At 48.4% G+C, this 2,423-nt stretch carries 1 protein-coding gene; it reads right to left on the reverse strand.

Annotation, left to right across the window (positions count from 1 at the left end):
* Window positions 1-181: 181 nt before the first annotated feature.
* A partial coding sequence (locus KDK15_RS17955) for a hypothetical protein (RefSeq protein ID WP_257296767.1) occupies window positions 182-2,423 on the reverse strand: 2,242 nt, incomplete at its 5' end.

The following is a 2,423-nucleotide window of genomic DNA, read 5'->3' on the forward strand; positions in this document are numbered from 1 at the left end:
CGCACGACTGCATGGATGCAGGAGCTAGAGCAACGCAGGAGCAGTTGCCGGGAGTAACTGATCACTTAGTCAGAAAATATGATTTCATTTGGTTAACTACTTAAATACCGCTGTTTGACCTCAAAATGATTACTAGGTTCACTTCATTTATGCAGGCCCATGCCGGTGACCGGACTCGATCTTATTCAGGATGCATCATCGCAAGCAGTGTTTCGATAAATTCCTTTCTCATGATTTCGTAATCATTAACATGGGAAGTTGTCGATAGCCAGTTGTTAACTCTAAGCTCAAAATCATGACGGCAAACATGGCTATGCAATTTCATTCGGATCTTCTCAGTGAGCGCATGAAGGCGTTGATGTTGTTCTTGAAGGGGGTTAGTCGGGTAGTCAGTTTTCCCGGTGTTTAGATCAGAGTGCAAAGCAATAAACTGCCCGGCTTTATTCAGGGTAAGCAGACAGCGCATAAGCAAGCCATAAATACCTTCATCGGGGTTTTGAGGAAAATTAAAAAGAATGGTTCTTGGTATGTGTAATACCGCTCCTGTTTTTAATTGCTCGGTCAGCAGGTCAAGATTATCAGCGAGGTATTCCAGCGTATCGTTCAGTAATCTGGTTTCTTCAGCGAACGACAAGCACCTTACCAGCCCCTGAACCCCGGGAACGTGAAAGGCCAATTGTGCTGCATTTTCATAGGTTACCCTGTCGTCAACACTGACCTGAAGCTCCATTGCTTTGGTACCCAGGTCACCGTCTTGAAGATAAATATTATAGGCTTTTGGTAGTTTAATCTCATGGCATCCCCGGATAGGCAAGATGGTGATGTGTGTGGGGATGTCTGAATCCCTGTGGGTGTTCAGTGCCTGCAGCTTGTCAAAGAGTGTTCTGGCGGATTCTTCTGTCGTACAGATAATGTCAATATCATTGAAGAATGAGCAGAGCTTCTGTAAAAAACGCGCGTATGAACCGGTAATCAGAATGGGGGGATCAGTATAAGAATCATTGACTTCCTGAATAATCCCCAGTGCTTTCAGCGTTAGCGCATTTAACCGGGGAACCGGCTTTTCCGGGATGCCCGGCCCGCCTGTTGTTGACCATTGCTGCAGGGTTCTGGCCGGACTCAGGGTAACTGCCCGAGCAGGGGGCGTATTTTCTGTTTCATCCCGGTATTCCTCAACCTGATATGGGCCTTCCCTGCCAGGATAGGCAATGGATACCTCTACCGATTTTGCACTTCCGCCAGCGCTCTCTATATTGGGGATCAAGTCGGGGAGATGATATCTATGCCCATGTCCGGGGTTATTTACACGATGGCCTGAATACCTGTTTCCATCATTGAGCAAACAGCCCCACCAGGCGTTGTCGGCACTCTGTTTGTGGCGGGGTTTGTGGCGGGGCTCAGTGGCAACAGAAGCCCTATGCTGACTGGCAGAGGCTGCGTATCCGTGCGGACTATCTCCCCCCGGGGCAACGACATTAAACAGTAAATTATCCATTGAACTGGCTTCGCAGCTGTATTGTTCAAACCAGCAGCCTAGAGCATGGCGCAGCCTGCTTCCTTCAGGAAAACTCTCAAGATACCCCAATACATAATCCTTATGGATTTCCCGCCCATTAATGGACTGTCTGGTGATATAGCAGTGTGCCAGGAAGAAGAAATGCAGGCGTGAATTCTTAAATGAGCGCCTCAGTGTTTTGATGGATTGCAATACCTGTTCTGCTGACACTCGCTGGTGATCAATGGTCAATTCATTATCCATAGCCATGAATTGCAATATACATTGCAGCCGGTGTTGCTCATCGTCTTTGACCGAACAACCATTCAAGATTTGCCAGATATCTTGAAGTCTATCCTGAGCTTCGCTAGTTTCACCGTAACGCTGAGACTGTTTCAACCTTTGCATCAGGAATTCAGCTTGCCTTGAAGAATGGTCCCCGGGTACTTCATTAAACGCTGCCAATACTTTCTGGTTATCCAGGTAGTTGCCATTCAATTCTCTGGCATTCAATGCCAGCTGAGCATAAAAAATGGCTCTTTCGAACAACCGGCCACCGCGTTCATAATCCTTAACCACCGCATCCGGTGTGACCTGCTGGCCATCCAACCTCAGGCCCCTCAGACAACATTGTCCCTTAAAGCGTGCCATCTCCAGGGTAGCTTTAACTGCCTGATAATCCTTAACCACTGCATCTGGTGTGACCGGCCGACCATTCAATACCAGCCCCCTCAGGCAACATTCCTCTTTGAAGCGCCCTATCTCCAGTATTGCTCTGGCTGCCTGCAAATCCTTAACCACCACATCCGGTGGGACCAGCTGGCCATCCAACCTTAGGCCCCTCAGGCAACATTTTACCTTAAATCTCGCTACCTCCAGTGTTGCCCTGGCTGCCTGATAATCCTTAACCACCGCATCCGGTGGGACC

The organism is Endozoicomonas sp. YOMI1 (assembly GCF_024606345.1).
Lineage (GTDB): Bacteria > Pseudomonadota > Gammaproteobacteria > Pseudomonadales > Endozoicomonadaceae > Endozoicomonas.